Origin of the sequence: Vibrio sp. Of7-15 (assembly GCF_022347565.1) — a bacterium.
Classification (GTDB): Bacteria; Pseudomonadota; Gammaproteobacteria; order Enterobacterales; family Vibrionaceae; genus NORP241.
This window is the reverse complement of sequence record NZ_JAKRGH010000005.1, coordinates 197,249-220,369: the sequence shown is the minus strand read 5'-3', so window position 1 is coordinate 220,369 and position 23,121 is coordinate 197,249. Positions and strand designations below refer to the sequence as shown.

The 23,121-nt window shown below is 44.3% G+C and carries 23 protein-coding genes; 13 read left to right on the top strand and 10 right to left on the bottom strand.

The genetic code is table 11. The features are described from left to right. Positions 1 to 157: 157 nt before the first annotated feature. On the bottom strand, positions 158 to 2,602 hold the full coding sequence (locus MHO82_RS08505; protein ID WP_239183448.1) for a bifunctional aspartate kinase/homoserine dehydrogenase II: 2,445 nt from the start codon (positions 2,600 to 2,602) through the stop codon (positions 158 to 160). Further along, a complete protein-coding gene (locus MHO82_RS08500) occupies positions 2,603 to 3,769 on the bottom strand; it encodes an O-succinylhomoserine (thiol)-lyase (protein ID WP_239183447.1) in 1,167 nt (388 codons plus the stop codon). 231 nt (positions 3,770 to 4,000) lie between these two features. Between MHO82_RS08500 and metJ the strand changes: the two genes are divergently transcribed. Continuing rightward, on the top strand, positions 4,001 to 4,333 hold the full coding sequence (gene metJ / locus MHO82_RS08495; RefSeq protein ID WP_239183446.1) for a met regulon transcriptional regulator MetJ: 333 nt from the start codon (positions 4,001 to 4,003) through the stop codon (positions 4,331 to 4,333). Positions 4,334 to 4,425: 92 nt separating this feature from the next. Here metJ and MHO82_RS08490 read toward each other — a convergent pair whose 3' ends face one another. After that, on the bottom strand, positions 4,426 to 5,673 hold the full coding sequence (locus MHO82_RS08490; protein ID WP_239183445.1) for a malic enzyme-like NAD(P)-binding protein: 1,248 nt from the start codon (positions 5,671 to 5,673) through the stop codon (positions 4,426 to 4,428). A gap of 209 nt (positions 5,674 to 5,882) precedes the next feature. Continuing rightward, entirely contained in the window at positions 5,883 to 6,098 is a 216-nt protein-coding gene (gene rpmE, locus MHO82_RS08485; RefSeq protein ID WP_239183444.1) for a 50S ribosomal protein L31, read from the bottom strand. Positions 6,099 to 6,327: 229 nt separating this feature from the next. On the opposite strand from rpmE, the gene priA reads away from it, so the two are divergent. The 7 genes from priA to rraA all read left to right on the top strand — a co-directional run bounded on the left by priA (position 6,328) and on the right by rraA (position 14,179). Then, complete coding sequence (gene priA / locus MHO82_RS08480) at positions 6,328 to 8,529, top strand: primosomal protein N' (RefSeq protein WP_239183443.1); 2,202 nt, start codon at positions 6,328 to 6,330, stop codon at positions 8,527 to 8,529. A gap of 177 nt (positions 8,530 to 8,706) precedes the next feature. After that, complete coding sequence (gene cytR / locus MHO82_RS08475; protein ID WP_239183442.1) at positions 8,707 to 9,711, top strand: DNA-binding transcriptional regulator CytR; 1,005 nt, start codon at positions 8,707 to 8,709, stop codon at positions 9,709 to 9,711. Between the two features lie 131 nt (positions 9,712 to 9,842). Next, on the top strand, positions 9,843 to 10,403 hold the full coding sequence (locus MHO82_RS08470; protein ID WP_239183441.1) for an SPOR domain-containing protein: 561 nt from the start codon (positions 9,843 to 9,845) through the stop codon (positions 10,401 to 10,403). Between the two features lie 197 nt (positions 10,404 to 10,600). Continuing rightward, positions 10,601 to 11,137 (top strand): ATP-dependent protease subunit HslV, encoded by a 537-nt coding sequence (gene hslV / locus MHO82_RS08465; protein ID WP_239183440.1) that lies wholly within the window; start codon positions 10,601 to 10,603, stop codon positions 11,135 to 11,137. 9 nt (positions 11,138 to 11,146) lie between these two features. Continuing rightward, complete coding sequence (gene hslU, locus MHO82_RS08460; RefSeq protein ID WP_239183439.1) at positions 11,147 to 12,478, top strand: HslU--HslV peptidase ATPase subunit; 1,332 nt, start codon at positions 11,147 to 11,149, stop codon at positions 12,476 to 12,478. A gap of 169 nt (positions 12,479 to 12,647) precedes the next feature. Further along, entirely contained in the window at positions 12,648 to 13,553 is a 906-nt protein-coding gene (locus MHO82_RS08455; protein ID WP_239183438.1) for a 1,4-dihydroxy-2-naphthoate polyprenyltransferase, read from the top strand. A 122-nt stretch (positions 13,554 to 13,675) separates the two neighbouring features. Next, positions 13,676 to 14,179, top strand: a complete 504-nt coding sequence (gene rraA, locus MHO82_RS08450) for a ribonuclease E activity regulator RraA (protein ID WP_239183437.1) — start codon at positions 13,676 to 13,678, stop codon at positions 14,177 to 14,179. A gap of 67 nt (positions 14,180 to 14,246) precedes the next feature. Here rraA and zapB read toward each other — a convergent pair whose 3' ends face one another. Continuing rightward, positions 14,247 to 14,489: a cell division protein ZapB gene (gene zapB, locus MHO82_RS08445; RefSeq protein ID WP_239183436.1), complete on the bottom strand. Its 243-nt coding sequence runs from the start codon at positions 14,487 to 14,489 to the stop codon at positions 14,247 to 14,249. 590 nt (positions 14,490 to 15,079) lie between these two features. On the opposite strand from zapB, the gene glpX reads away from it, so the two are divergent. From glpX to MHO82_RS08425, 4 genes are all read left to right on the top strand, one after another. Continuing rightward, positions 15,080 to 16,087 (top strand): class II fructose-bisphosphatase, encoded by a 1,008-nt coding sequence (gene glpX / locus MHO82_RS08440; RefSeq protein ID WP_239183435.1) that lies wholly within the window; start codon positions 15,080 to 15,082, stop codon positions 16,085 to 16,087. Positions 16,088 to 16,254: 167 nt separating this feature from the next. Then, on the top strand, positions 16,255 to 16,884 hold the full coding sequence (locus tag MHO82_RS08435; RefSeq protein ID WP_239183434.1) for a metalloregulator ArsR/SmtB family transcription factor: 630 nt from the start codon (positions 16,255 to 16,257) through the stop codon (positions 16,882 to 16,884). Between the two features lies 1 nt (position 16,885). Beyond that, positions 16,886 to 17,623, top strand: coding sequence for a ferredoxin--NADP reductase (locus tag MHO82_RS08430; RefSeq protein WP_239183433.1), 738 nt, complete (start codon positions 16,886 to 16,888; stop codon positions 17,621 to 17,623). 97 nt (positions 17,624 to 17,720) lie between these two features. Then, on the top strand, positions 17,721 to 18,059 hold the full coding sequence (locus MHO82_RS08425; protein ID WP_239183432.1) for a DUF3135 domain-containing protein: 339 nt from the start codon (positions 17,721 to 17,723) through the stop codon (positions 18,057 to 18,059). A 60-nt stretch (positions 18,060 to 18,119) separates the two neighbouring features. Here MHO82_RS08425 and MHO82_RS08420 read toward each other — a convergent pair whose 3' ends face one another. Together MHO82_RS08420 and MHO82_RS08415 are read right to left on the bottom strand one after the other, a co-directional pair. Next, positions 18,120 to 18,551 carry a DUF805 domain-containing protein gene (locus tag MHO82_RS08420; RefSeq protein ID WP_239183431.1) on the bottom strand — a complete coding sequence of 144 codons (432 nt, stop codon included), beginning with the start codon at positions 18,549 to 18,551 and terminating at the stop codon, positions 18,120 to 18,122. A 71-nt stretch (positions 18,552 to 18,622) separates the two neighbouring features. Beyond that, complete coding sequence (locus MHO82_RS08415) at positions 18,623 to 18,970, bottom strand: 5-carboxymethyl-2-hydroxymuconate Delta-isomerase (RefSeq protein WP_239183430.1); 348 nt, start codon at positions 18,968 to 18,970, stop codon at positions 18,623 to 18,625. A 280-nt stretch (positions 18,971 to 19,250) separates the two neighbouring features. Between MHO82_RS08415 and tpiA the strand changes: the two genes are divergently transcribed. Then, positions 19,251 to 20,021 carry a triose-phosphate isomerase gene (tpiA, locus tag MHO82_RS08410; RefSeq protein ID WP_239183429.1) on the top strand — a complete coding sequence of 257 codons (771 nt, stop codon included), beginning with the start codon at positions 19,251 to 19,253 and terminating at the stop codon, positions 20,019 to 20,021. 161 nt (positions 20,022 to 20,182) lie between these two features. Here tpiA and pfkA read toward each other — a convergent pair whose 3' ends face one another. From pfkA to MHO82_RS08395, 3 genes are all read right to left on the bottom strand, one after another. After that, complete coding sequence (gene pfkA / locus MHO82_RS08405; protein ID WP_239183428.1) at positions 20,183 to 21,145, bottom strand: 6-phosphofructokinase; 963 nt, start codon at positions 21,143 to 21,145, stop codon at positions 20,183 to 20,185. A gap of 235 nt (positions 21,146 to 21,380) precedes the next feature. Beyond that, on the bottom strand, positions 21,381 to 22,283 hold the full coding sequence (gene fieF, locus MHO82_RS08400; RefSeq protein WP_239183427.1) for a CDF family cation-efflux transporter FieF: 903 nt from the start codon (positions 22,281 to 22,283) through the stop codon (positions 21,381 to 21,383). A 135-nt stretch (positions 22,284 to 22,418) separates the two neighbouring features. Then, on the bottom strand, positions 22,419 to 22,925 hold the full coding sequence (locus tag MHO82_RS08395; RefSeq protein WP_239183426.1) for a CpxP family protein: 507 nt from the start codon (positions 22,923 to 22,925) through the stop codon (positions 22,419 to 22,421). Positions 22,926 to 23,121: the final 196 nt, after the last annotated feature.

The following is a 23,121-nucleotide window of genomic DNA, read 5'->3' as shown; positions in this document are numbered from 1 at the left end:
CATTTAGACGTCTATATGTCTACAGGATGTATTTTATGCTATTCAATGTCAAGCTATCGAACATGAATTTTTCTCAAGTTAATGATGAAAGGAATTCAAACAAAAAAGCAGTACCTAATAGCACTGCTTTTCATCAATAATTGTAGTGTAGAATCTGTTAAAGCAAGCTAGCAACTCGATTTAAATCCGACTGTATCGCACCAGCTGTTACTTCTTTACCTGCACCAGGTCCACGTATGACCAATGGATTATCACGATACCAACGGCTTTCAATCGCAAAGATATTATCGCAAGGTAATAAATTCGCTAGAGGATGCTCCTCAGGTAGCGCTTCTACCCCTACTGTGGCTGAACCGTCTTTCGATAAACGAGCAATATAACGTAGTACCTTGCCTTCCGTTTTCGCCTTAGCAAGCCTCTCTGCTAGTTGTTCGTTCAGCTCTTTACCCTGCTCAAGGAAATCGTCTAGGCTAACCTGCTCTAATGCAGCAGGAACCAAAGACTCTACTTTCACTTGCTCAGGTTCGATCGCTAAACCAGCTTCACGAGCAATGATCACCAATTTGCGCATCACATCAGAGCCACTTAAATCTTCTCGAGGATCAGGCTCAGTGAGACCTTGTTGCCACGCCAGATCAACAAGCTGAGTAAATGGCAGATCACCATTATATTGCTGGAATAACCACGACAACGTCCCTGAGAAAATACCGGATAACGACATAATCTCATCGCCACTCTCACGCAAATCTCTTACGGTATGGTTAATTGGCAGCCCTGCCCCTACAGTAGCATTATAGAGCCAATAACGGCCTGTTTTCGTAAAGGCGTCCTGAACCTTGTGGTACTCCTTACTTGCCGCCGAGCCTGCCACTTTATTTGCTGAAATTAAATGCAAACCATGTTCAGCAATGTCACTGTACTGAGCAGCTAATTCAGCACTTGCCGTTACATCAAGTAATACCACATCATCATAACCGTCCTGGCTTGATAGTTCTGCAAGCCACTCATTAGGTTCATGTTCGACAGCTTCTTCATTAAAGTTTGCTAGCGCCTGTTGTGGATCAATACCATTCGAATCTAACCAGTAGCGTTGACTGTCCATCACCGCAATCAGAGAAAAACTCATCCCATGACGCTTTTCCAGCTCTTCACGCTCTTTTGCAAAAAGCTCCAGCCAGCTGCTCCCGATATTCCCTTTGCCACATAATGCAATACCCACCCGCTTTTGCGCTTGGAACAAACTGCTGTGAATAGCTGAGACTAAATCTGCAGTATCGGTTTGACGTAAAATCGCGACTAAGCTCAGTTCAGACTCTGATTCAGACACAAACTCCACTGGGCGATTTTTCAGCTGATGGTAAAATCCATGGCAATGAATCGGGTTATTCACCACACCAGCACCGACAGCCGCGACCATCGAATAACCTTCTTTTAATTTAATTTCGGCACTAATGGCTGCGTCTTGCAACAATGACAACGCACAATTCACCACCTCAGAAGTATAAGCTAATAAAATGCAGCCTTGATCGGCTTGGGCCTCTAGAGCTAATGGCTGTAGTTGAGCACGTGTTAATAGTCGCTGCACGTCTGTTTGGATACGCTCAAAGTCATGACCTTTGCCAAAGTCGAGTTTAATCAAAAGCACATCATCTAATGAGGTAATGATTTTAGCACCACGGCCAGACGCTAATACACGTTCAATGCGCGTCGAACCAGACTCGGGTTGATAGCTGCAACGCAAACTTAAATCCAACACACTCTGAGCAACTGGCTGTAAAGTGCGGCTGTGTAACACAGGGGCAGCTAAACGTGCGAGTTCACTCGCTTCATCTAACCGCAGTAAAGGAAGCAAACAGGCATCACTGACTTTACGTGGATCAGCACTGTACACACCCGCGACATCACTCCAGATAGTGACACGGGAAACTTCGGCTAAAGCACCAATCACAGTGGCAGAATAATCAGAACCATTACGGCCAAGTAAGACCGTCTCGCCCGCTTGGTTACGTGCCATAAACCCAGTAATAACCACTCGATGATGAGAGTGCTGTACTAAAGCTTCTTTCAGCAATGGCCACGAACGTGAACGATCAACCTCTGGCTGAGCCGCACGTTCTGCACGTAAAAAATCACGAGAGTCCATGGATACAGCTGGTAAGCTCGAATGATTCAACAAAGCAGAAAGCAAACGGGCAGACCATACTTCACCATGACCAAGAACATCGGAGCGAGTAACTTCATCCAGCGGTGATGTCAGATTAGAGAGCGTCGCTAATTCCTCATGGAGCAAGGTAACTAAAGGCTCTGCTTTTTCTGCTGGTAATAGATCTTCAATGAGCTCTTGCTGATACTGACGTAATGACTGCAAGCACTCATGGGCTAGACGGCCGTCTTTTTTCAGTAAATCCATCCACTCAATAATGCGGTTGGTGGTATTACCCGCTGCGGATACCACAACCAAGTCATCATCGTGGGAATACTCAGTTAAGATGGAAATAACACGACGATAGCACTCTGGGTTTGCTAGGCTACTGCCACCAAATTTATGTAACTGACGCAAAGCTTCAGAGGATGGGTTTACATGCAACGCTGACTGAGTCATTTACGCCACCTCCGCCGCTTTAGCAAAGGCTTGTTCTAAATCCGCGATCAGATCACGGCTGTCCTCAAGACCTACCGATAAACGTAATAAGGTTGGCGCAAGGCCAGCTTCAGCTTGAGCTTCATCAGACATGGCACGGTGTGTCATGGAACCCGGATGAGCAATTAAACTTTCCACTCCACCTAATGATTCCGCTAGCGAGAAGTGCTTTAACTCTGTCACTAACACTTTCAGCTGCTCCAGGCTACCTGCAAGTTCAAAACTTAACATGGCACCAAACCCCGCTTGTTGGCGCTTCGCTATCTCATGCCCTGGGTGCTCCGGTAAACTTGGGTGGTAAATGGTACCAACTAGAGGTTGATTTTGTAGGCACTTAAGTACGGCCATTGCGTTTTCTTCATGAATGCGCATTCTTGCGGACAGTGTGCGAATACCACGCAGTGTCAGATAACTATCAAACGCAGTACCCGTTGAACCTATGCAGTTCCCCCACCACGCGAAATCTTCTGCATGTTCTTGAGTTTTTGCAATTAAGACACCTCCAACAACATCGGAATGGCCATTAATGTACTTTGTAGTGGAGTGCAGGACAAAATCAGCCCCTAGTAATAATGGCTGCTGTAGAACAGGGGAAAGGAACGTATTATCCACCGCAACTAAAGCACCCACTAACTTGGCTTGCTGGCAAATTGCTTCAATATCCACCACACGCACTAGCGGGTTTGACGGTGTTTCTAACAGAATCAACTTAGGTTTCAGTGCAAGTACTTCAGCCAAAGCTTCTGGATTGGATTGATCCACAAACTTGACTTGAAAATCGCCTTTACGCGCACGAGTATCAAATAAGCGATACGTGCCACCATAACAATCGTGAGGAGCAACGATCAGATCATCTGGGCCAAGTAACGCAGAAACCATCAAGTTCAATGCCGCCATACCGCAATTAGTGACAACTGCCCCCGCACCTTGCTCAAGATCAGACAATGCTTTTTCCAATTGAGCACGTGTTGGGTTACCAGAACGTGCATAATCATATTGAGGTACATCACCAAATTCAGGAAAACTATAATTGGTAGATAAATAAATAGGTGGCACTACGGCATTGTGTTGTGAGTCAGATTCGATACCAGTACGAACTGCGATAGTAGCGGGTTTCCTGTCGCTCATAATTTCCCTTCCTTATTCTCAAGCAGTGACTTAAGCTTGATGACATACAATTAGCCTCACTTTAAACCCCTCGAAACAAGACGTCAACACTTCTAGACGTCTATATGTCTTTGCTTATGGCGGTAAATCCCGCTAAAATCCACCTTCATCAATGTGGATAATCTATCGTGACTTGCGGTGAGTTATCCAGATTGGAAAGATACCCATTAATTGAAGCTCAAAAGGTGAAGCATGGCAGACTGGAACGGCGAATATATCAGCCCGTACGCCGAGCATGGTAAAAAAAGCGAACAAGTAAAAAAAATCACAGTATCGATCCCGCTTAAAGTGCTGAAAGTACTCACTGATGAGCGTACTCGCCGTCAGGTGAATAACTTACGTCATGCCACAAACAGTGAGCTATTATGTGAAGCTTTTTTGCATGCCTACACAGGTCAGCCATTACCTACTGACGAAGACATGCGTAAAGACCGCCCTGATGATATTCCAGCAGAAGCAAAAGCATTAATGACCGCAATGGGCATCGAATTTGAAGCCTTTGCAGACGAAGAAGAAGAAAAATAACCGTCTTAGTCACGCTTGCTGATAAAGAATACATACAAAAAAACCGCATCCTAGAATGCGGTTTTTTTATAAAGCAATACATGAGCTAATGATTAGCTTTCCATGTAGTTTTTTGGCATCTCGATGCGAGCAACACCTGAGTCCACAGCAGCTTGTGCGACGGCTTTAGCCACACGTGGTAATAAGCGTGGATCCATTGGTTTTGGAATAATGTATTCCATACCAAACTCTAGCTTATCAACACCTGCCGCTTCAAGAACAGCCGCTGGTACTTCTTCTTTCGCTAATTGGCGAATAGACTCAACCGCTGCTAACTTCATTTCATCATTAATTTCGCTTGCTCGTACATCTAGTGCGCCACGGAAAATGAATGGGAAACAAATAACATTATTAACCTGGTTTGGATAATCAGAACGGCCAGTACCCATAATTAAATCTTTACGAACTTCGTGTGCAAGTTCAGGTTTAATTTCTGGATCTGGGTTTGAACATGCAAACACGACTGGTTTATCAGCCATTAGTGCCAACGCTTCAGCCGGTAATAAATCTGGGCCAGAAACACCAAGGAAGATATCAGCGCCTTCGATCACATCTTCTAATGTGCGCTTATCAGTGTTATTTGCAAATTTTTGTTTGTGCTCATTGATGTCTTCACGACGAGTGTGGATCACACCTTTACGATCCAACATATAGATTTTTTCACGCTGAGCGCCACACTTAATCAATAGTTCCATACAGGCAACTGCCGCTGCACCAGCACCTAAACATACAATTACAGACTCTTTTAAGTCTTTTCCTTGCAGTTCAAGCGCATTCAGCATACCTGCTGCAGTGACAATAGCAGTACCATGCTGATCATCATGGAATACAGGCACGTCACAACGTTCAATCAAGCGACGCTCAATTTCAAAACAATCTGGTGCTTTGATGTCTTCTAAATTGATACCACCAAAGGTATCAGCAATGTTCGCAACCGTGTCAACAAACTCATCAATCGTACGGTGCTTAACCTCAATATCAATAGAGTCTAAGCCAGCAAAACGTTTAAACAGCAATGATTTGCCTTCCATTACTGGTTTAGATGCTAATGGGCCTAAGTTACCTAAACCTAGGATAGCGGTACCATTCGAAATCACCGCAACCATGTTGCCTTTCGCGGTGTACTTGTAAACGTTTTCTGCATTTTGTGCAATTTCACGTACCGGCTCAGCCACACCCGGGCTGTATGCTAGTGCAAGATCTTCGACCGTATCAGCAGGCTTAGTCAGCTCTACTGAAATCTTTCCTGGAGTTGGGTACGCATGATAATGAAGGGCTTGTTGACGAAAATCTTCAGACATAGTGGTTTAATCCTGAATGCAAAGGGTGTTCAGTTGGGTAAGGTACAAAATAATAGTTGATGTGCGTCGAAGATCCTAGCTCAGTATTACTGGTCAAGCCAATGTATTTTCGAGGGATGTAGCAAAAAAATTCAGATGGGGAAAATATGAGAATTGAAAAAACAAAAAGGGGTGCGATTGCACCCCTTTTTTTGGAATTCTTGGCAGAATTATTTTTTGCCCAGCATACCAAAACGCTTGTTGAAACGGTCAACACGACCACCAGTATCAACGATACGTTGCTTACCAGTGTAGAATGGGTGACATTTGTCACATACGTCTAGGTTGATTGTTTCTTTACCTAGAGTTGAGTTGAACTCAAACGTGTTACCACAAGAACATTTTGCAGCAACTGATTTGTATTCTGGGTGAATACCTACTTTCATGGGAAAACCTCTGGTTTAGGCCGTGTCGCCATCCGATTCTTAGCCGAACACCACACGTGATTTAAAATAGAATTACTAAAATCAAAAATTACACTTTAGTAAGGCGCAGTATAGTAATGAAACATGCCTCTCGGATCAACCAATCTGATACTTTTTTCGCCACTTTGCTGCAACTATTTTTCCCATGTAGACTACCTGCTCTGATCACAGGTTATTAAAGTCTGGTTATATGTCGTATTCTATTGCCCGCGTTGCTCTTCCGGTTCCACTCGATAAGTGTTTTGATTATAAAATAAAACCTGAACAGGCCCCGGTTATTGGCGGGCGAGTCAAAGTACCTTTTGGCCGTCAACAACTCATTGGCATTGTTACCGAGCTGACTGAGCACTCTGACTTTCCAATTAACCAACTTAAACCTCTGACTCAAGTTTTGGACCTACACCCCCTATGGCCAACCAACTTATATAAGCTGTTAAAGTGGAGCAGTGATTTTTACCAGTACCCTTTAGGTGATGTGCTCGCTAATGCCATGCCTACTTGGCTTAGAAAAGGCAAAGAGGCCAATTTTGCTACCTTAAAAGAGTGGCAACTTACCGAGCAAGGTAAAGAACAAAATATCCAGTCTTTAACTCGTGCTCCTAAACAGGCCAAAGTATTAACCTTACTGCGTAATGGTGCTCGCGCTCACGAAGAATTACTGGCTGAAGAAATCAGCAGTACCACTTTAAAAGCAGTTCAAGAAAAAGGCTGGATTGTAGAACAACAGCAACAAAAAAAAGCCACGTTTTGGCAACGTACTTTTGAAGTTCAGGAAGAAAAACCGCAATTAAATGCCGAGCAAGCTATTGCTGTGGCTACGGTAAACTCCAACCCTAATTTTGCGTGTTATTTATTAGATGGCGTTACGGGCTCAGGAAAAACAGAAGTCTACCTCAACCTGCTTGAACCAGTGCTAAAAGCGGGTAAACAAGCTTTAATCCTTGTCCCTGAAATTGGTTTAACGCCTCAAACCATTAATCGCTTTAAACGTCGATTTAATATACCCGTTGATGTGATCCATTCAGGCTTAAACGACACCGAACGTCTTCATTCATGGCTATCTGCACGAGATAATCACGCTGGTATCATCATTGGTACGCGCTCCGCGCTCTTCACCCCCTTTACTAAACTGGGCATTATTATTGTTGATGAAGAACACGACGCTTCTTATAAACAACAAGACAGCCTGCGTTACCATGCACGTGACTTAGCTGTAATGCGTGCGAATAATGAAAATATTCCGATTATTTTAGGCTCAGCAACACCAGCCCTAGAAACCCTTCATAATGCTCAAACGGGTAAATATCACCACTTGCAACTCACCTCGCGAGCTGGGGTTGCGGTAGCGGCTCGTCATGGTGTGCTCGATGTTAAAGGCTTATATCTAGAAGGTGGGCTCTCTGCCCCTATGATCGCTCAAATGCGCAAACACCTAGAAGCGGGCAATCAGGTCATGTTGTTCTTAAACCGCCGAGGCTACTCGCCAGCATTAATGTGTCATGAGTGTGGCTGGCTGGCCGAATGTACCCGCTGCGATGCCTATTATACGTTTCATCAAAGCAGTGGCGAAATCCGTTGTCATCACTGTGGCTCACAACAACCCGTTTTGCATCAATGCATGGGCTGTGGCTCAACACAGCTGATCTCTGTTGGCGTCGGCACAGAACAACTCGAAACCTTGCTGCAACAGCTCTTTCCTGAATACAAAACCATTCGAATCGATCGAGACAGCACTCGCCGAAAAGGCACTCTAGAAAACTACCTTGAAGCCATCAAAAAAGGCGAGTATCAAATCTTAATTGGTACTCAAATGCTGGCTAAAGGGCATCACTTCCCCAATGTCACCCTAGTTGGGCTCATTGATGTCGACAGTTCACTGTTCAGCAGCGATTTTCGAGCTCCAGAGCGCCTGGCTCAGTTATTCATTCAAGTTGCTGGCCGCGCTGGCCGAGCAAGCAAACCTGGCGAAGTGATCTTACAAACTCACCACCCTGAACACAGCCTATTACAAGGGTTAATCCATAAAGGCTACGACTACTTTGCCCAGAGTGCCCTCATCGAAAGAAAGCAGGCTCTCTTGCCTCCGTTTACGTATTTAACCCTGATTCGGGCGGAAGCCAATAATGATCAAATGGTGGAAGAGTTCTTAAGGCAAGTCCGAGGGATTTTTGAAACCAACCCTGTGTATGATGAACACACCCCAGTACTTGGACCTATTCCAGCACCGTTGGCACGACGTGCCGGGAAATACCGTTGGCAGTTACTTTTACAGGCCCCAAACCGCCGCATCATGCAAACCCTGTTACGCAGCGCTAAGCCCGCCATTTTATTGTTACCACTAGCAAAAAAAGTACGTTGGTCACTGGATATCGAGCCTCAGGACTTAAGCTAATGGCCAAAAAAAAGTATCAATGTGAGAGAAATCCCACTTTTAATGTAATTTTTGTTAAATCGACCGTATTTTATCCTTAATTTAACGCATAAAATATCTGCTCTGATTATGACGTTATCGTTTGCTTATTCTCAAAACTAATAACAAGAGAGAACACAAAAAAGAGGAATTTATACTATGGCGACAATGAAGGATGTTGCCCAGCTGGCAGGTGTATCGACGGCAACCGTATCGCGCGCGTTAATGAACCCTGAAAAAGTATCCGCTTCTACCCGTAAAAGAGTAGAAGATGCAGTACTCGAAGCTGGCTATTCACCAAACTCATTAGCCCGCAACCTACGCCGCAATGAATCGAAGACCATCGTTACTATTGTTCCTGACATCTGTGATCCTTACTTCTCGGAGATCATCCGTGGTATAGAAGAAGCAGCCAAAGAAAACGGCTACTTAGTTCTACTCGGTAACAGTAGCCAACAGCATCAAACTGAGAGTTCCTTAGTTAACCTTGTTTTCACGAAACAAGCTGATGGCATGTTGCTGCTAGGCACCGATTTACCATTTGATGTCAGTAAACCTGAGCAAAAGAACCTGCCACCATTGGTAATGGCCTGTGAATACGCACCAGAACTTGAATTGCCTACGGTTCATATTGATAACCTCACAGCCACATTTGAAGCGGTTAACTACCTAACCCAAATGGGGCATCAGCGTGTGGCACAAATATCAGGCCCTGACACCGCCGCTCTGTGCCAGTTCCGTCATCAAGGCTATCAACAAGCAATGCGACGTGCTGGAATTACTGTTAACCCTAATTATATTGTCAATGGTGACTTCAGTTTTGAAGGCGGTGCCAAAGCCATTACCAGCCTGATGTCATTAGCTGAGCCACCAACAGCCGTGTTTTGTCATAATGACATCATGGCAATTGGTGCGATGCAACAAGCCAAGCGTTTAGGTCTACGCATTCCTCAAGACTTATCCATTGTGGGATTTGATGACATCCAATTTGCTCACTACTGCGAACCAGCTTTAACAACGGTGTCCCAGCCTCGCTATGAGATTGGCCGCCAAGCCATGTTAATGCTACTGGAGCTGCTAAAAGGCAAAGAAGTCCGTGCCGGATCTCGTTTGTTAGACGCTAAATTGATGATTCGCGACAGTGCTGCACCACCACGCAGCTAGTCCATCGCCACTCCTACTTCACTTTTCATATTAAATGAGATTTGTAACAAACAATTTTGCGCTAAGACTAGCCAGACTTAGCGCAACTGATTTACCATATCGTTTTCCAAAAACTCATTTAAAGAACTATCGTGGCCACTAAAGATTACGTTAAACGCGGTCGCAGTCCGAAAAAGCCGACCCAAAAGAAAAATTATCAAGACAAAAAATCGAGCCAAATGCCATGGAAAGCAGGTGCCGTTGCCCTTCTTCTCATGGGTGTATTTGGTTATGGTCTCTTTTTTCTAAGTAATGAGCCGGCACCAGAGCCTGTGCAGCCTGTCGAAGTCACTCCCGTCACTGTGCCTGAAAAGCCCAAAAAGACCGATCCGCTGCCTCCCCTCCCTGAAGAAAAATGGGAGTACATGAAAGAGCTGCCGGACAAAGAAATTAAGGTAGAAGCAAAAGAGCAAAAAGCCCCTGAAATCCCTTACATCATGCAATGTGGCGCTTACAAAACACGTGCTCAAGCTGAAGAACGTAAAATGGACATTGCTTTTCAAGGGTTAAGTAGTGAAATCCGTAAAAAGGCCAATAGTAGCTGGTATCGAGTGGTACTGGGCCCCTACCCATATAAACGCCAAGCTGAAAAAGATCGCCACAAACTTCAGCGCGCTAAAATTGAACCTTGTGCCATCTGGAAAGACAGCTAAGTGCTTCAATAAAAGTAACATATAGAAAAAGCAGGGTCTGAAAAGGCTCTGCTTTTTTGTCACAAAGATTCACGCTTTTTCTCTTATTTTCCTATCATCTGTGTAGGAGATGGAGTTGAAAAACTCTCAGCCGCCCCCAGATAGTAAGTAATATCGGTTCTGGCAAACGTGCCAGAGTGACAAAAGAGGTTTAACCCGTGACTACAATCGTATCTGTACGCCGCAACGGTAAAGTCGTTATTGCTGGCGATGGCCAAGTATCACTTGGTAACACGGTAATGAAAGGCAATGCTCGTAAAGTTCGTCGCCTATATAACAATAAAGTACTAGCAGGTTTTGCTGGCGGTACTGCCGATGCCTTCACTCTATTTGAGCGTTTTGAGCGTAAACTTGAAATGCACCAAGGCCATTTAACCAAAGCTGCCGTCGAGCTGGCCAAAGACTGGCGCAGTGACCGCGCACTTCGAAAACTGGAAGCCTTACTGGCTGTGGCCGATGAAACCGCGTCTCTTATTATTACTGGTAACGGTGATGTGGTTCAGCCTGAGCACGATTTGATCGCCATTGGCTCTGGCGGCAATTTTGCACAAGCTGCTGCAACCGCATTATTAGAAAATACCGAGCTTGACGCTCGCACTATCGCAGAAAAATCACTTAACATTGCCGGTGATATCTGTGTATTTACCAACCATCAGCATACTGTCGAAGAACTTGACAGCAACGCTAAGCAATAGGATGCCACTATGTCTGAAATGACTCCTCGCGAAATTGTTCATGAACTTGACAGCCACATCATCGGTCAAGACAAAGCTAAGCGTGCCGTGGCGATTGCTCTGCGTAACCGCTGGCGTCGTATGCAGCTGCAACCAGAGCTGCGTGCCGAAGTAACACCAAAAAACATCCTAATGATTGGTCCAACGGGTGTGGGTAAAACAGAAATTGCTCGCCGCCTTGCAAAACTGGCAAACGCCCCCTTTATCAAAGTCGAAGCAACCAAGTTCACGGAAGTGGGCTACGTTGGTAAAGAAGTGGAAACCATCATTCGCGATCTGACTGATGCAGCGATTAAAATGACGCACCAGCAAGCGATGGAAAAAGTGCAGTTCCGCGCAGAAGAGCTGGCTGAAGATCGTATTTTAGATACGCTATTGCCACCAGCTCGCGATGCTTGGGGTCAAAATGAAGCGGGTGAAGAAAACTCAAATACTCGCCAAACTTTCCGTAAAAAGCTACGCGAAGGTAAGCTAGACGACAAAGAGATTGAAATTGATGTAGCAGCCCCACAAATGGGCGTGGAAATCATGGCTCCTCCAGGCATGGAAGAGATGACCAACCAGCTACAAGGCATGTTCCAGAACCTTGCCGGTAACACCAGCAAAAAGCGTAAGATGAAAATCAAAGATGCGCTGAAAGCCGTTACCGAAGAAGAAGCTTCTAAACTGGTTAACCAAGAAGAGCTAAAAGAACAAGCAATCTTCAACGTTGAGAACAACGGTATTGTTTTCATCGATGAAATCGACAAAATCTGTAAACGTGGCGAAAGCTCAGGCCCAGATGTGTCTCGTGAAGGGGTACAACGCGATTTACTTCCTCTTGTGGAAGGTAGCACGGTATCCACTAAGCACGGTATGGTAAAAACAGATCACATCTTGTTTATTGCCTCTGGTGCATTCCAAGTTGCAAAACCATCGGATCTAATTCCTGAATTACAAGGCCGTTTACCAATTCGTGTCGAGCTAGAGCCATTAACTAGCCACGACTTCAAACGTATCCTGACTGAGCCTAATGCTTCTCTAACTGAGCAATACATGGCGCTAATGGCGACTGAAGAAGTCAGTGTTGATTTTTCAGACGATGGTATTAATCAGATCGCCGAAGCTGCATGGCAAGTAAATGAAACAACCGAAAACATCGGTGCTCGTCGCCTTCACACTGTTATGGAACGTTTAATGGAAGAAATTTCCTTTGACGCCACAGACAAGGCAGGCAGCACATTAACTGTCGATGCCGCTTACGTGAAATCGCGTCTAGGTGAATTAGTTGAAGATGAAGATCTAAGCCGCTTCATTCTATAACCTTGTTCATGACCGAACTTAAAGGGCTCAAAGTGCTTTAAGTTCGGTACATTTACCCCGATGAGATCAAAGCTTCCTTCATTTCTTTCAATTCCTCTTGATTCATATTTGCTGTCCTCCTGCTAAACAGGAATAATGATTTTATAGTCCTTCACTCAAAAGGCCTGAAATGAAATCAGCTTCACTTTCTATTTGGCTTGATGCCGCACGACCAAAAACACTACCTCTGGCTCTCGCCTCCATCGTTACTGGCAGCGCTCTCGCTTACTGGCAAGGCCATTTTTCGCTCTCCATTGCCATCATGGCACTCATTACTGCCATTTTACTGCAAATATTATCCAACCTTGCTAATGATTATGGTGATGCAATAAAAGGCACAGACAATGACGAACGCCTTGGCCCCACAAGAGCGATTCAATCTGGCTTAGTCTCTAGCCAAGCCATGAAAACCGCCATGGTCATCAATATTTCACTGACCATCATCAGTGGTTTAACACTCATAGCTCTTTCATTTACCAGCACCGCAGACATCATCAGTTTCATTGGCCTTGGTTTATTGGCGATCGTAGCCGCCATTGCCTATACCGTAGGCAACAAACCCTACGGCTATCGAGGACTCGGCGATTTATCCGTCTTAATCTTTTTTGGCTGGTTAGGTGTGGCGGGTAGCTACTATCTTCATACAGGCCAACTGGATCTTGCGATTCTTCTGCCTGCTACAGCCTGTGGCCTACTTGCGGTGGGTGTACTAAACATCAACAACTTAAGAGATATAGACAACGATCAGGCATGCGGAAAAATGACACTGATTGTTCGCATGGGGCCAACTTGGGGGCGAAAATATCATCTATCCCTGCTCTTTGGTTCCATGCTGTGTTTGAGCGTATTTATTAGTGGTCAATTTACTTCACCACTGGCTTGGCTCTTTTTGATCGCCAGCCCTTTATTACTCAAACACGCCATCGCTGTATACAACGCCCCTGATGGCCAAGCAATCCGCCCAATGATGCCTGTGATTGTTCAATGTGCACTATTAACTAACTTATTGTTTGCTATAGGGCTAATATTAGGCTGATACCCAATAGTAACGACTTACTCAATATTGTTTTTGGTCATTGCATTGCCATATCAGCTGGTTATACTTTCATCATGCTAAAAACAGTAGCACCCAATTTTTCGCCACAGAAGAGTTAGAATATGGAATACAACACCTCAGAGCTATGCGATGTTTATTTTGATCAGGTTGATGTTATAGAACCAATGTTCAGCACTTTTGGTGGTCGGCCTTCTTTTGCAGGCAAGATAACGACAATCAAATGTTTTGAAGACAACGGCTTAATTGCCTCAACGCTGGAAGAAGATGGTGAAGGCCGTGTACTTCTGATTGATGGTGGTGGGTCGCTGCGCCGTGCTCTTATTGACGCTGACTTGGCAACACTCGCAGAAGAAAATAATTGGGAAGGTTTGGTGGTTTACGGCTGTGTACGTGAAGTCGATGTCTTAGAAGAGTTAGATTTAGGCATCCAAGCCTTAGCTTCAACCCCAGCAGGGTCAACACAGAAAAGCATTGGTGACATCGATGTTGCTGTCAATTTTGGCGGTGTGACCTTTTTAGCAGAAGACTATATTTACGCCGATACAACTGGCGTGATTTTGTCACAAGAACCACTTCTGGTGGGTGATGAAACTGAGCAAGATTAACGCTTAACTGCTCAGTAAATTCGTATTATCTTCACATAAAAAAACAGAGCCATTTGGCTCTGTTCTATTATTCTACGTCGTCCATTTTACCTAAAAGGTTACGAACGCGAGCTTGCCATGCTTCGTGATCAGTACGTAGCTGCTGGTTTTGCTCTTCTAAGTCAGTGCGGCTGCTTTTTAATTCTGCAGACTCAGCAGAAAGTTGCTCGTTTTGCTCTTTCAGCTCTTCAACTTCCATTTGTAACAGTGAAATGGTATCTACTGCCATTTGCACTTTAGCTTCTAGCTTTTCTAATACTTCTAAAGACATCTCGGCCACCTGTTATTAATTACGGACTCAGTATAGTTTTCATCACTACACCCCTTCAAGCCCTATTCTACCTAGCCTGAGCAAGACTATCACTCACTTGTTGTTATATCTGTATCATTTGAACAAAAATCAATCAGCGTTCACATTATCTCGCTCAACTACCTAAAGTTAGCTTGCTATAAGCACAATTTTCCCTCTCTCAAAAGTAAGAAAAATCGTTCTTTTTCACTTTGATAACAGGTGAAATAAACCTATCCATTTTTGCGTAATTTTTCATTTAACAAACCTAAAAAATGGGATCTCATCCTATTTTACATCCTTGTTTTACATGATAGTTTAAAGGCTGATCGTATCTCTCTTGGAGAAATCCAAGACTTTGCTTTATTGGCAATCCGACCTAAATTCAGGTCGGATTTTTTATATCTGTCATATCGTAGTCACGCCTTCCTATTTTCCTTAACAATATTGCATAGCTACTGACTTTATCCTCCATCGCACTGTCTTCCCCAAACAAAAGGCAAACGTTTACTATTTTATTATGATAGAATTTGCGCCGAATTTTTGAAGCTACTTTTTTGTTTGGAGCAAGCATGAAACGCGATTTAGCAATGGCCTTTTCCCGTGTCACTGAAGGGGCAGCACTAGCAGGTTATAAATGGTTAGGCCGTGGTGATAAAAATGCCGCAGATGCCGCTGCTGTTGAAGTAATGCGAATCTTGCTAAATAAAACCGAGATTGAAGGTGAGATTGTTATTGGTGAAGGTGAGATCGACGACGCACCAATGCTGTACATTGGTGAAAACGTTGGTGTTGGCGGTGATGCAGTTGATATTGCTGTAGATCCAATCGAAGGCACACGCATGACAGCCATGGGACAATCTAACGCGCTAGCCGTACTCGCTGCGGGTGAAAAAGGCAGCTTTCTAAAAGCCCCAGATATGTACATGGAAAAGTTAGTCGTCGGTCCTGGTGCAAAAGGCAGTATTGACCTGACTCTTCCACTGGAAGAAAACTTAAAGAACATCGCTAAAGCACTAGGAAAAACACTGGATACTCTGGTTGTCACCACCCTAGCAAAGCCTCGCCACGATGCCGTGATAGCTCAAATGCAAGCCATGGGAATACGTGTGTTTGCTGTGCCAGATGGCGATGTTGCCGCATCAATTCTCACATCGATGCCTGACAGTGAAGTGGATGTCATGTACTGCATTGGCGGAGCACCGGAAGGCGTAGTGTCTGCTGCCGTTATCCGCGCACTGGACGGTGACATGCAAGGCCGACTTCTCCCTCGCCATGAAGTAAAAGGTGACACAGAAGAAAACCGCACCCATGGCGAACTAGAACTAAAACGCTGCGCTGAAATGGGCGTTGAAGCCAATAAAGTATTAACCATGTCAGACATGGCACGCAGTGATGATGTGGTGTTTGCCGCAACAGGTATTACCAAAGGTGATCTACTGGAAGGCATTACTCGCCAAGGTGACATCGCGACAACAGAAACTCTGTTGATCCGTGGTCGCTGCCGCACTATTCGCCGAGTGAAGTCCATTCACTACCTAGAACGTAAAGATCCTGAAGTGCGCGACATCGTATTATAAGCTCTTTTGCCTTAATCATTTACCCAAAGCACAGCGCCTCTGCTGTGCTTTTTTGTTGACCCTTCTAATATTTCCAGTCGAATTTATTTAATTGATTAAGTAAACCCGTTGCTTTATTTACTAAGCTGACTACATAATTAAATAGTTGAAGTAGTGATGGGTATGTAATGAAAACGATTGACCGTATTCTGTATAAGCTAAAACGCGAAGGGGCAACCACAGCGAAAACGCTATCAGAAGATCTGAACATGACGACCATGGGAGTTCGCCAGCATCTGCAAGGATTAGAAGAAGATGGCTTGGTAGATTTTCACGACATTAAGGCCAAAGTCGGTAGACCAACAAGACATTGGACGCTGACAAAACTCGGTCACGGCCGATTCACCGATGGTCACGGTGAACTCACCATCAACTTTATTGACTCAGTACAAACTTTATTTGGAGAAGAAGGTCTAAATAAAGTAGTAACCCGCCGAGAAGAACTTACACTTAACCAATACCAAGCGGAATTGTCTGGCAGCAGTAACCTCAAAGAAAAATTGGAAACCCTCACTCTGTTACGAGAAAAAGAAGGCTACATGGCCGAACTCACCCACACAGAGCAAGGCTACGTACTCATCGAAAACCACTGCCCGATCTGTAATGCAGCAAAACGTTGCCCCGCTTTATGCAAGTCTGAATTAAACATCTTTCAACAATTATTGGGTGACACACACAGTGTAGAGCGCACTGAACACATCGTCGAAGGTCAACGTCGTTGTGCTTACCTAATTCAGGAGAATGCAATAGGAGAGTAAAATGGCAAATTGGATCCCTGCGCAAGTACTTGAAAATAGACATTGGAATCAAGACTTATTCAGTTTAAAACTGCGTGCTGATATTGAACCCTTTACAGCTGGGCAGTTTACTAAGCTGGGTTTGGAAATGGATGGAAAGGTGATCCAACGGGCATACTCTTTTGTCAACGGCCCAAATAGCGATATAGAAATTTATGCCACCCGGGTGGCCGATGGGCTGCTTTCCCCCAAACTACATCAACTGGAACCTGGCAATCAGATCCTAATTAATGCCACAGCCTCTGGTTATTTCACTCTCAATGAAGTACCTGAAGGCGAACACCTCTGGCTCCTAAGCTCCGGTACTGCACTTGGCGCCTTTCTTTCCATCTTAACCAGCCCTGATATTTGGCAACGCTTTCGCAAAGTTGTATTGGTTCATGCAGTGCGATTCAGCTCCGATCTAAGTTATCAAGCGGAGATCGAACAGATCAAAAAACAGCACCCCGATCAGCTCATCGTTCAGCCCTTTGTCAGCCGTGAGCCTGCGCCAAATACCTTAACTGGCCGCATTCCTCATGCCTTAGATGATGGGCTACTTGAGCGCAGTGTTGGGCTAACTATCTCACAACAAAGCCAGTTTATGTTGTGTGGTAATCCCGATATGGTGCGCGATACCCGTGCGGCCTTAGAACGTAAAGGTTTGAAGAAGAACCTACGTAAAGAGCCAGGCCATATCACCATGGAAAACTACTGGTGATAGATTAAATACTAAACCTCTCCTATTGCCATTTTTTGATCTACGCTTACAAAGAGTCAATGAATTGACTCCTTGTAAGCTGTTAAAGGAGATCAAAATGGCGATCCGGATCATAGAGCAACATTTACCCCCTTTTGATGAACTCAAACGGTTGGCAGAAGAATCCCCAGAAAAACTTGAAGCGCTTAGAAAAGAAATGAGCGATGAAATGATCAATCACGCACGGGAAGAGATGCAACCACGATTACGGGCGCAGCAAAGCCATATTGATCGGGTGATCAGCCGTTGTAAAAATGCCAATCACATTAATGTGGTATTAATGCAAGAGCTCAGTAAGCAGGTCGTGAAATTCTCAGATGCCATCCACAACCCACTCGACTGCTACCAAGAGGCAGATGTTACTCCCTTCCCATGCCGTTATCACAGTCAGGGGTAATCAATACGACTGAAGCTAAGATGTCGTAAAACTCAGTTCTTAAAAGCTAATTCTTAAAACTTAGTCCTTTACGACAGCTTCGCCATACTGGTTCGCTTCCGGCTTCCCTTTCAAAAAGCCACATTCAATCAAGATCCATGCTCCACACACTAGGGCCACTAACGACACAGCAGACTCAAGGCTTGTCGGCTGATACGTCATGCCCATAGGCGCAGAAGTAGGAACCAAGACACGACCAGCAAAAAGCGGCACATTCAATAATAGCCACCAGCTTGATTTATTACGATCATGCCAACGTTTTGCTTGTACTGCCATGTCTGGGTACATTAGCGCTAACGCAGCCAGAATCGACAATACTTTTGCACCGCCGCCCGCCATGTTGGCCAACGCCATCGCACCAGCTAACACGGCATAATAAATCAGTATCCACAACCAATAACGAGAGCGATTAATTCGGCCACTAAACGAGAACAACCATTGCTTCTTTGTCATACTACTTTCCAATTAAAACGATTATCCAAAGTGTACCAAGTTACCTATAGGCTCATACTGAATAAATGCCATTAATTAGTGACTTTAAGGAAGCAATCTTTATCCATGTCTCTGATGTTCACTGTTAAGCTGTCTATGTTACTGGCTTGCTCTGTTAGAACTGCCATTAAACGACGACTCAAATCCCGCTTCTGCTCAGCCGTTCTACCCGATAACAATTGAAAATCAATATGGATAAAATCGGCGTCATTGCCCTTCTCCCCAATCAACCAAGAGTGGTAACGATGCCCACGAGATTTCACAGAGTCCACATCAAATAATCCACACTCTAATACGCTCTGATGCAAATCCTCTAATAAACCTTCAATGTTGACACGTTCACCAACAGAGTTGGAATATTCCATTACTAAATTAGGCATAACATTCCCTCGAATTAAGACTGCCCTACCATACCGAAAGCTGCGGATGAGATGAAATTACAATGATGATTTTTTATCCGAGATCACTACCTTACTGAAAATGCTGGCTCAAATATGGAAGATTCCGATTTTTCTAACACTTAGGGTTCCCTTTTTTGACTGAAAAAGGTACAACCAGACACAATAATGATTTCGAACACGAAAAAAGCAGCTACAATCTGTTATATTTTTACGTAATCTCGCTAATTTATTTACATTAATTTGAATTGGAGAAAATCCTATGCGTCATCCTGTAGTTATGGGTAACTGGAAACTAAACGGCAGCAAAGAAATGGTTACAGCACTTCTGAACGGCCTAAACGCTGAACTTGAAGGTGTAAACGGTGTTGACGTTGCAGTTGCTCCACCAGCGCTGTACATCGACCTTGCTGAGCGTTTAATCGCTGAAGGCGGTAACAAGATCATTCTTGGTGCTCAAAACACGGACGTAAACAACAGCGGTGCATTCACTGGCGATATGTCTCCAGCAATGCTAAAAGACTTCGGTGCTTCTCACATCATCATTGGTCACTCTGAGCGTCGTGAATACCACGCTGAGTCTGACGAGTTTGTAGCTAAGAAATTTGCATTCCTAAAAGAGAACGGCCTAACACCTGTTCTGTGTATCGGTGAATCTGAAGCTCAAAACGAAGCTGGTGAAACTGAAGCAGTATGTGCTCGTCAAATCGATGCAGTGATCAAAACTCAAGGTGTTGAAGCACTTGAAGGCGCTATCATCGCTTACGAACCAATCTGGGCTATCGGTACAGGTAAAGCAGCAACAGCTGAAGATGCACAGCGCATCCACGCTTCTATCCGTGCTCACATTGCAGAGCAAAGCGAAGAAGTAGCGAAAAAAGTTGTGATCCAATACGGCGGTTCTGTTAAACCAGAAAACGCAGCATCATACTTCGCACAACCAGACATCGATGGTGCTCTAGTTGGTGGTGCAGCTCTAGATCCTAAAGGTTTCGCAGCGATCGCGAAAGCAGCAGCAGAAGCGAAAGCTTAATTTCAATATAGAGCCAAGGGTTCTCCGTTGAAATGATTGCAAAGGTCAACTTAGGTTGGCCTTTTTTGTTGTCACCGTTTAAGTATTCTTTACAAACAAACATAAAAAAGGCCAATCCGAAGATCAGCCTCTTATCAAAATTTATATTCTAGACATCAAGCTTAGAATAATTGCTCAGCCATTTTGTATAACTCAGTTTTCACCGGACGACGCATGTTTTCAATAGCATCAATGATGTCATGGTGAACCATTTGCTCATTTTGAATACCAACACAACGACCACCTTCACCTTCAATCAGAAGCTGAACCGCGTAGTTACCCATGCGAGACGCAAGAATACGGTCAAATGCTGTTGGCTGACCACCACGTTGAATGTGACCTAGAACCGTCGCACGCGTTTCACGACCGGTTTCCGCTTCAATGAATTTAGCCAGTTCATTCACATCTGTCATAAGCTCAGTAATGGCAATAATGGCGTGTTTTTTACCTTTTGCCATGCCCGCTTGAATTCCCTCCAGCAGTGCTTTTTTATCTAAGCCCACTTCAGGAGTAATAATGTACTCACAACCACCCGCAATCGCAGACATTAGAGTTAGATCACCACAATGACGACCCATCACTTCAACAATAGAAATACGTTGGTGTGAAGAAGAAGTATCACGTAAACGGTCAATAGCATCAATCACAGTATTCAATGCTGTTAGGTAACCAATCGTGTAATCAGTACCTGCTACATCGTTATCGATTGTGCCAGGTAGACCAATACATGGGTACCCCATTTCAGTCAGTTTTTTCGCACCCATATACGAACCGTCACCACCAATCACAACCAGTGCTTCGATGCCGTGTTTTTTCAAGTTTTCGATCGCTTTTTCACGAACTTCAACTTCTTTAAACTCTGGGAAACGTGCTGAACCTAAGAAAGTACCGCCTTTGTTGATCACATCAGATACACTTGAACGATCTAACTTCTCAATACGATCTTCAACTAAACCTAAGTAGCCGTCGTAAACGCCGAACACTTCTAAGCCTTCAGACAATGCTGTGCGAACAACACCACGCACTGCTGCATTCATACCAGGTGCATCGCCGCCACTAGTTAAAACACCGATCTTCTTAATCATGGTTACCCTCTGAGTATTGGGAATTGACAATATCAAATCCGTTGTGAGTGTCAGGTTCCCCCTCCCGACCGCAATCTAGACCACCTAAACTGCCCCACTAAAACTGTAACTTTCTTACTTATGTAGGAGTATTACAATTTTGCTAAAAAACTTTGTTGATTCATATCACAATCGACAGCGACTTTCGCCTTTTTGTCGAAAAAAACACCAAAAAACACATTTCTGTTATTTTTTGTTACAAGTTCAGCTGATCTTTCTCCGAGTTTAACACGACCGAGATGGGATCTTGATGAATTATAATGTCGGAGCTGGGAAATGCGTGTAATAAAGCCACTTCAACTTCATCCGCAATGCGATGTGATTCAATAAGACGCAGCTGATCGTCTAATTCTAAGTGTAATTGAATAAAGCGAACTGGCCCGGCTTGCCGAGTACGTAATTGATGCACACCCAAAACCCCATCAATCGCAACAGCTGTTGAGCGGATTTGTTCCAGTTCATGATCTGGTAATTGACGATCCAGTAACAATTGAACCGCGTCATACGCCATTGTAAAAGCACTATAAAGAATATAAATACCAATCAATATGGCAAAAATAGCATCCGCTTGCATCCAACCATACCAGCTCAGCATCAACGCCACCATAATGGCCCCGTTCATTAATATATCGGATTGATAATGCAAAGCGTCAGCGGCAATGGCCTGACTGCCCGTCTTTTTCACCACCCATTTTTGAACAATCACCAAAAGAGTCGTTAGCACCAACGCAAATACACTGACAGCGACACCATATTGTGGCTCAACCACATCTTGCGGCCGAAACAAACGCTCAACACCGTTTAATAATAAAAAGCACGCCGAGCCAGAAATAAACGTCGCTTGAGCCAAAGCCGCTAATGACTCAGCTTTACCATGTCCAAACGTGTGCTCTTTATCCGCAGGTTGCAGCGCATAACGTACCACAAATAAATTCGTCACCGACGCGGCCATGTCCAATAAAGAATCGACAAGAGAGGCTAATAAACTCACAGATCCGGTATGCCACCATGTGGCTAGCTTAGCCAGCATCAAAATGGTCGCAATCACCGTGGCAAGCCAAGCCGCCATAGTAACTAAATGTGCGTATTGCTTTGTCATTAACTCACTACAATTCAAACAAAAGTTACTTTGAGTATAGCGAGCAAAAATGACAATAAATAAACGAAAGAAAAGAAGCTTAGAAATAAGAAAGGCCAGCATCACTGCCAGCCTTGTTAGGTTCTAAATCAGCCCTTAGCTATCTTTACTGTTTCTTTCTGCCATTTTCGCTTGGCACGCCGCCAGCTTTTCTGATTTTAAATTTTGTAACTCGGCTTTTTGTTCCGGTGTTAACACACTCAGCATCTGGTGGCGCTTTTCAGCCATTGCCACACGGTGTTCAACCTGCTGATTTGCCATTTGCTGCGCTAAATCTCGTACTGCGGCTTCATCAAAATTTTCAGCCAACAATAAGCTTTCCATCTGAGCACGTTGTTCCATCATTTCTGGCTTATGCTCACCGCGGTTAGCTTTCATTTCCGCTTTATCGGCTTTACGAAGTTCTTTTAATTCCGCTTTTTGTTCATCTGATAAGTTAAGCTGGCGGAAAATATGCTTACCACCTTGCATGCCACACATGCCACCACGCTTATCTTTACCACCGTGATGGCCACCATTATCACCAAACGCAAGCGCAGAAGCTGAACCAAGAGCTAGAGGAAGAGCAATAGCGCAAAGTAGAGTTTTTTTGAATGTATTCATAATCGTATTCTCCAGAATTAGATAGCAAACTTAATGTCTTCATTGCCCTGATTGGCAGCGATGAGTTTAGAATAGCGAGCCCTAAGTAAAGCGGTGTATTGAAAGCGTAAAGCAACGTAAAGCTATAATATTCTCATGGTATTCACTCTATCCATTCGCGATACTTACCCTGTCTACCTAACCGGAAACTCCCATA

What these genes read in the sequence shown, in the direction of transcription:
- MHO82_RS08505 (WP_239183448.1), bottom strand. Translation starts at nt 2,602, where the DNA reads ATGACTCAGTCAGCGTTGCATGTAAACCCATCCTCTGAAGCTTTGCGT.
- MHO82_RS08500 (WP_239183447.1), bottom strand. Translation starts at nt 3,769, where the DNA reads ATGAGCGACAGGAAACCCGCTACTATCGCAGTTCGTACTGGTATCGAA.
- metJ (WP_239183446.1), top strand. Translation starts at nt 4,001, where the DNA reads ATGGCAGACTGGAACGGCGAATATATCAGCCCGTACGCCGAGCATGGT.
- MHO82_RS08490 (WP_239183445.1), bottom strand. Translation starts at nt 5,673, where the DNA reads ATGTCTGAAGATTTTCGTCAACAAGCCCTTCATTATCATGCGTACCCA.
- rpmE (WP_239183444.1), bottom strand. Translation starts at nt 6,098, where the DNA reads ATGAAAGTAGGTATTCACCCAGAATACAAATCAGTTGCTGCAAAATGT.
- priA (WP_239183443.1), top strand. Translation starts at nt 6,328, where the DNA reads ATGTCGTATTCTATTGCCCGCGTTGCTCTTCCGGTTCCACTCGATAAG.
- cytR (WP_239183442.1), top strand. Translation starts at nt 8,707, where the DNA reads ATGGCGACAATGAAGGATGTTGCCCAGCTGGCAGGTGTATCGACGGCA.
- hslU (WP_239183439.1), top strand. Translation starts at nt 11,147, where the DNA reads ATGTCTGAAATGACTCCTCGCGAAATTGTTCATGAACTTGACAGCCAC.
- MHO82_RS08455 (WP_239183438.1), top strand. Translation starts at nt 12,648, where the DNA reads ATGAAATCAGCTTCACTTTCTATTTGGCTTGATGCCGCACGACCAAAA.
- rraA (WP_239183437.1), top strand. Translation starts at nt 13,676, where the DNA reads ATGGAATACAACACCTCAGAGCTATGCGATGTTTATTTTGATCAGGTT.
- zapB (WP_239183436.1), bottom strand. Translation starts at nt 14,489, where the DNA reads ATGTCTTTAGAAGTATTAGAAAAGCTAGAAGCTAAAGTGCAAATGGCA.
- glpX (WP_239183435.1), top strand. Translation starts at nt 15,080, where the DNA reads ATGAAACGCGATTTAGCAATGGCCTTTTCCCGTGTCACTGAAGGGGCA.
- MHO82_RS08435 (WP_239183434.1), top strand. Translation starts at nt 16,255, where the DNA reads ATGAAAACGATTGACCGTATTCTGTATAAGCTAAAACGCGAAGGGGCA.
- MHO82_RS08430 (WP_239183433.1), top strand. Translation starts at nt 16,886, where the DNA reads ATGGCAAATTGGATCCCTGCGCAAGTACTTGAAAATAGACATTGGAAT.
- MHO82_RS08425 (WP_239183432.1), top strand. Translation starts at nt 17,721, where the DNA reads ATGGCGATCCGGATCATAGAGCAACATTTACCCCCTTTTGATGAACTC.
- MHO82_RS08420 (WP_239183431.1), bottom strand. Translation starts at nt 18,551, where the DNA reads ATGACAAAGAAGCAATGGTTGTTCTCGTTTAGTGGCCGAATTAATCGC.
- MHO82_RS08415 (WP_239183430.1), bottom strand. Translation starts at nt 18,970, where the DNA reads ATGCCTAATTTAGTAATGGAATATTCCAACTCTGTTGGTGAACGTGTC.
- tpiA (WP_239183429.1), top strand. Translation starts at nt 19,251, where the DNA reads ATGCGTCATCCTGTAGTTATGGGTAACTGGAAACTAAACGGCAGCAAA.
- pfkA (WP_239183428.1), bottom strand. Translation starts at nt 21,145, where the DNA reads ATGATTAAGAAGATCGGTGTTTTAACTAGTGGCGGCGATGCACCTGGT.
- fieF (WP_239183427.1), bottom strand. Translation starts at nt 22,283, where the DNA reads ATGACAAAGCAATACGCACATTTAGTTACTATGGCGGCTTGGCTTGCC.
- MHO82_RS08395 (WP_239183426.1), bottom strand. Translation starts at nt 22,925, where the DNA reads ATGAATACATTCAAAAAAACTCTACTTTGCGCTATTGCTCTTCCTCTA.